General features: G+C 57.2%; 4 protein-coding genes and 1 pseudogene. 1 reads left to right on the plus strand and 4 read right to left on the minus strand.

Going from position 1 to position 5,597, the window contains the following annotated elements:
- A pseudogene (locus RTY00_RS13670) lies at nucleotides 1-1,185 on the minus strand (alpha-2-macroglobulin family protein); the annotation flags it as partial.
- Between the two features lie 147 nt (nucleotides 1,186-1,332).
- On the opposite strand from RTY00_RS13670, the gene sseA reads away from it, so the two are divergent.
- A complete protein-coding gene (gene sseA / locus RTY00_RS13675; RefSeq protein WP_154155653.1) occupies nucleotides 1,333-2,172 on the plus strand; it encodes a 3-mercaptopyruvate sulfurtransferase in 840 nt (279 codons plus the stop codon).
- Between the two features lie 43 nt (nucleotides 2,173-2,215).
- Here sseA and sseB read toward each other — a convergent pair whose 3' ends face one another.
- The 3 genes from sseB to RTY00_RS13690 all read right to left on the minus strand — a co-directional run bounded on the left by sseB (nucleotide 2,216) and on the right by RTY00_RS13690 (nucleotide 5,554).
- A complete protein-coding gene (sseB, locus tag RTY00_RS13680) occupies nucleotides 2,216-2,983 on the minus strand; it encodes an enhanced serine sensitivity protein SseB (protein WP_258143759.1) in 768 nt (255 codons plus the stop codon).
- A 49-nt stretch (nucleotides 2,984-3,032) separates the two neighbouring features.
- On the minus strand, nucleotides 3,033-4,319 hold the full coding sequence (pepB, locus tag RTY00_RS13685; RefSeq protein WP_154190516.1) for an aminopeptidase PepB: 1,287 nt from the start codon (nucleotides 4,317-4,319) through the stop codon (nucleotides 3,033-3,035).
- Between the two features lie 62 nt (nucleotides 4,320-4,381).
- Nucleotides 4,382-5,554 carry an IscS subfamily cysteine desulfurase gene (locus RTY00_RS13690; protein WP_312664821.1) on the minus strand — a complete coding sequence of 391 codons (1,173 nt, stop codon included), beginning with the start codon at nucleotides 5,552-5,554 and terminating at the stop codon, nucleotides 4,382-4,384.
- Nucleotides 5,555-5,597 lie beyond the last annotated feature (43 nt).

Consider the following 5,597-nt stretch of genomic DNA (forward strand, 5'->3'; position numbering starts at 1 on the left):
CGGCTGCGGCGGCAACGGTTTGCCATCAGCATCACGCAGCAGCGCGTTAACGATCACCGTTTCACCCGGACGATAGAGATCGCGCGGACCAAATACGAAGAACTGTTTGTCGTAGCCTTGCGGGCCATCAATCGGAAATTCAGCCAGATCCAGCGCCGGACGATTGAGATCGATCAGCGAGGTTTGGCCCTTTTGCGTCGCCAGCAGCAGTTTGCCTTTGGCATTCGCCGGTAAGCGCAAATGACCGTTGCTGTCGCTGGTGCCGCTGGCGAGTTGTTTGCCTTTTTCATCCAGCAACTGCACGCTGACATCATCCAGCGGCGCGCCGTTGGCCAGGCTTTGGGCGAACAGTTCCAGCTGTTCGGGGAATTGGTGCAGCGACAAACCGATGTCGCTCAATGTGAACAGTGTCGCCGGTTGCGTGTAGTTGTAGGTTCCGGCCTGTTTCATCACCGCCAGATAGACGCCCGGCTGTTTCAGCGCATCGACATCGCCCAGCGGCAGCTGCATTTTCTCGCGCGTATTGCGCGCCGGATTGAGATCGAAGCGTGCGCCGTAAACCAGATCGGCATTCTTCAGTAGCTCGCGCGATTCCCAGTACGACATGTTGTTGCCGTAATTCCACTGGGCGAGAAAATCGGCCAGCGAGGCACTTTTCACGCGGAAGAAATCGACGTCGACGTTATTCACATTTAATGCCAGCACCGGCAAACCCTGCGTCAGACGCAGCGGCAGCAGCGATCCGCGACTGGCAAAACCCACCATCGGCTGGATATCGCGCGTGGTGAGCGTTTGGCTAAAAGGCGTGGATAAGGTGCTGCCATCGGCCGCTTTGAGACCAGCATCGACGTTAACCGTCAACTTGCGCGAAGGTTCAGGATGACGAAAACGCAGCGCTTTACCGTTTTGCGCCAGTTCCCAGCCGCCGTCGACCTTGCCGCTTTTCTCATCGGTAATTTGCACGTGCGCGGCAAAATCCTGTTTGCTATCAAGCGGCGTGTTGAAGGTCAACACCAGCGCGGCGGCGCCATCGAGTTGCAGTTCGGAGAGATCGATAACGGACAGCGATTGCGGCGTTGTTGCTGCAGTTGCCGTTTCCTGCGCGTGAATCGTTGAGGTTACGCCGCCCAGTAATACACCACCGAACAGCGCGCTGAGCAGCAGCCGGTTAAAACGTTTTGCCATGGTAATTCCCTCACCAGTCCCAGAAGTTAAGAAAACGCAATTTCGCGCAATTTCACATCAACCCGCCAACTTTAGCAATCACACCCTTGAGATAGCGTTCACATTCCCGGACACTGGTCGTTTCCCGTTTGCTGAGAAGAGGTTGCTATGACAGCCATATTTGTGTCCGCTGATTGGTTGAAAGAACATTACACCGAGGAAACATTGCAGGTGCTTGATGCCCGCATGTTACCGCCTGGCCAGGAAGCCGTACGCGATCTGCAGGCTGAATATCTGGCTGGCCATCTGCCGAATGCCCCGTTCTTCGATATCGAAGCGTTGTCCGATCACACCTCGCCTTATCCGCACATGATGCCGCGCGCAGAATCCTTTGCGGTGGCGATGCGCGAGTTGGGCGTCAGCCAGGATAAACATCTGGTGGTGTATGACGAAGGTAACCTGTTCTCGGCACCGCGCGCATGGTGGATGCTGCGTGCCTTTGGCTGCGAAAATGTGTCGATTCTGGCTGGAGGATTGCAGGGCTGGAAAGCGGCTGGTTTCGATGTCGCCACCGGACCGGTTAGTTTGCCGGAAGGTGAATTCGAGGCGACTTATGATGGCACACAGGTGAAACGTCTGACCGACGTGCTGCTAATCAGCCATGAAGGCGGCGCGCAAATCGTCGATGCTCGCGCGGCCAACCGTTTTAACGCCGAAGTGGATGAACCGCGTCCGGGCTTGCTGCGCGGACATATCCCTCACAGCCTGAACGTGCCGTGGAACAGTTTGGTGGTAAATGGGGAACTGAAACCGGCAGCCGAACTGCGCGATCTGTTTGCTCAGGCGGGCGTAAAACTGGATCAGCCGGTGATTGCCAGCTGCGGTTCGGGTGTTACGGCGGTGGTGGTGATTCTGGCGCTGACGTCGTTAGGTGTGCGGGATGTGACGCTGTACGACGGTTCGTGGGGCGAATGGGGCAGCCGCGACGATTTACCGATCGAGAAGTGATAGCAGGTCGCCATAAATGGCGACCCTACATGTAAGGTGCGGATTATATAATCCGCTGACTGCCCTTGAAATCGCGCAGGAAACTGCCCCAGCGACGTTCATAGAATGGCGTGATGTGGGCAGTAAAGAAGTGGCTCACGCCGCGATCTTCATTCACCACTTCACAGATATCAATGGGTGCATCATCGGCCAGCGTGTCGGTTGCTACGCCGCCCGCCGCCTGAATAATCTCATCGATATCGCTATCGGCTTCGATACCAATCAGCAGGTTAGGTTCTTCGGTGGCGCTTTCACGAATGCTGGCGATGTAAGCACGGCGCACCTGCTTGTATTTGGCAAACAGCTGCGTCAGCGAATCAATCATCTGCGCTGGCGGCTCGGCCACTTCGGACAGCAGCAGCGCCTGGCCGCCTTCCAGCACGGTTTGCTGGCTCAGCGCACTGCCCTCTTCGCCAATCAAATGGGCGATTTCACCCGGCGAAAACTCTTTGCCCGCGGGCAGTTTCGGGTTGAGGAACAGCGTTTCGCCTTGCGTAATCTCAAACAGCGTGCGCACCGGCATGCGCAGATAAGGCTGCTCATCTTTGATTGCCTCGCCCATCGCTTCTTCAGAGGTGAAGAACGGAATCACGCTGCCGCCGCCCTCTTTTTCCCAATGCTGTAATTCGACCGGTGAAGTCGCATCAAACTGCTCAGCGGGACTTTCGCCTGGCACCCAAACATCGGCGTCCAGCAGCAGTTGGAAAAATTCCGGACGGTGCGCAGGCTCAGTGGCCGCCAGCTTCAGCACCTCTTCAAGACGGTTACTCATTTATCGTATTCCAAAAAAGACGGCAAGCTTACGCCTGCCGTGATGAGGACTATTTTAGTAACAGATTGGCGACGGTGCGCACACCCAAACCGGTCGCACCAGCGGACCACTGATCCACCGCGCCTTTGCGATACGTCGCGGAGCAGTCAATGTGCAGCCAGCCTTGCTGATATTTGCTGACGAAATGCGACAGGAACGCCGCCGCGCTGCTGGCACCTGCCGCATGTGACGGGCTGGCGATGTTATTCAGATCGGCAAAGTTCGAAGGCAGATGGCTGCGATGGAACTCGGCCAGCGGCAAGCGCCAGAAGGCTTCGTTTTCACCGGTCGCGCTGCCAAGCAGCGATTCCGCCAGCACATCGTCAAAGGTAAACAGCGCGTGGTAATCGTTGCCCAAAGCGGTTTTTGCCGCACCGGTCAGCGTTGCCGCATCGATCAGCAGTTCCGGATTCTGCTCGCTGGCATCGATCAGGCCATCGGCCAATACCAGACGACCTTCCGCATCGGTGTTCATCACTTCCACGGTTTTACCGTTGCGATAGCGAATGATGTCGCCCAGGCGGAATGCGTTGCCGCTGACCATGTTGTCGGCGCAGCACAGATACAGTTTCACGCGCTTATTCAGACCGCGCGAAATGGCCAGCGCCAGTGCGCCGGTCAAGGTTGCCGCGCCGCCCATATCGGACTTCATCGAGTCCATGAAGGCGCTTTGCTTCAGGCTGTAACCGCCGGTATCGAAGGTGATACCTTTACCGACCAGACAAGCATAAACCGGCGCACTTTCATCGCCGCTTGGGTTGTAATCCAGCGCCAGCAATACCGGCGCGCGCGTTGAACCTCGGCCCACGGTGTGAATACCGGCATAACCTTGCTCGCGCAGATCGTCGCCTTTGGTGATGCGATAGCTCACCGCTTTGCCGCCCACTTCGTTGATCAGATCAACCGCGTTGTGCGCCAGCTGCTCTGGGCTGAGATCTTCCGCCGGCAGGTTGATGGTGTCGCGCACCCAATCGACAATCTTCAGGCGACGCGCAAATTCAGCCTGATCGGCCTCATTGAATTCAGGCCATTCGACCTGACGTTTGCCTTTCGGGCTGCGATAGCCTTGCCAGAATGCCCAGCACTTCTCTAAATCCCAGCCTTCGCCCTGCAGTGAGACGTGACGAATGCCCTGACCGTCCAGCTTGCGACCCGCGCGCTGGATGCTCATCAGCGCATCTGCGCCAGTCAGGTGAATGGTCATGCCACTTTCGTTGCTGCTCAGCAGCGCTTTATCACCCCAGCGCGCGTCGGCGGCCTGGGAGCTGAGCGTAATAATCATCGGTTGTGTTGTCATCGCGTGGCTCCGTTTGCGTTAGGTGTCACCTTGCGCCAGAACCGGCGCAAGGGGTGCATGAATTAGCGGGCGTTTGTTGCAGGCGAGAGCGCCCGCAAACGTGTTACCGCTTTGTTAACCAGCTCGATAGCGTACTCAATTTCCTCTGCGCTGGTGAAGCGTCCGAGCGAAAAACGCAGCGAGCTGTGTGCCAGCTCCTGCTCAACGCCCATCGCGCGCAGCACATAGGATGGTTCGAGACTGGCCGAGGTACAGGCGGAACCAGATGACAGCGCCAGATCTTTCAGCGCCATAATCAGCGATTCGCCATCGACGTGGGCAAAACTGATATTGAGGATGTTCGGAGCGCCCTGCTCCAGCGAACCGTTGAGGTTCACGTTACTCAGTTGACTAATGCCATTCCACAGACGCTGGCGCAACTCGGCCAGACGCGCCATTTCGCTGCTCATCTCTTCACGCGCAATGCGATAGGCTTCGCCCATGCCGACAATCTGATGCACCGGCAAAGTGCCCGAACGCATGCCGCGCTCGTGGCCGCCACCGTGCATCTGCGCATCAATTTGCAGACGCGGTTTACGGCGCACCCACAGCGCGCCGATGCCTTTCGGCCCATACATTTTATGCGCCGAGAAGGACATCAAATCCACCGGCAATTCAGTGACGTCAATCGGCAGTTTGCCGACGCTTTGCGTGGCATCAACGTGGAACAGGATGTCACGCGCACGGCACAGCGCGCCGAGGGCGGCGATATCCTGAATCACACCGGTTTCATTATTGACGTGCATCAGCGACACCAGCACCGTGTCGTCGCGCAGTGCAGATTCGAGCATCTGCGGCGTGACGATACCGTCGCTGCCCGGCTGTAAGAAGGTGACATCAAAGCCTTCGTGCGCCAGTTGCTGGCAACTGTCGAGCACCGCTTTGTGTTCGGTTTGGCTGGTAATAATGTGCTTGCCGCGCGCCTGATGGCATTGTGCGGCACCTTTAATGGCAAGGTTGTCCGCTTCGGTCGCGCCGGAGGTAAAGACGATTTCACGCGGATCGGCGTTGACCAACTCCGCAATCTGATTGCGAGCCACATCAACGGCTTCTTCAGCCTGCCAGCCAAAACGGTGGGAACGGGACGCGGGGTTACCGAAAGTGCCATCCATCGTGAGGAACTGCATCATTTTGGTGGCGACACGCGGATCCGCAGGCGTAGTGGCTGCGTAATCCAGGTAAATCGGTAATTTCATTGCGCTAAAACTCCGTATAAAAAATCATACGTCTTTATAGCAC

Source organism: Pantoea sp. CTOTU49201, assembly GCF_032054795.1.
GTDB classification, from domain to species: Bacteria; Pseudomonadota; Gammaproteobacteria; order Enterobacterales; family Enterobacteriaceae; genus Pantoea; species Pantoea symbiotica.

Excerpts from the sequence above, each read along its gene's own strand:
- sseB (WP_258143759.1), bottom strand. The coding sequence starts at position 2,983 with ATGAGTAACCGTCTTGAAGAGGTGCTGAAGCTGGCGGCCACTGAGCCT.
- RTY00_RS13690 (WP_312664821.1), bottom strand. The coding sequence starts at position 5,554 with ATGAAATTACCGATTTACCTGGATTACGCAGCCACTACGCCTGCGGAT.
- pepB (WP_154190516.1), bottom strand. The coding sequence starts at position 4,319 with ATGACAACACAACCGATGATTATTACGCTCAGCTCCCAGGCCGCCGAC.
- sseA (WP_154155653.1), top strand. The coding sequence starts at position 1,333 with ATGACAGCCATATTTGTGTCCGCTGATTGGTTGAAAGAACATTACACC.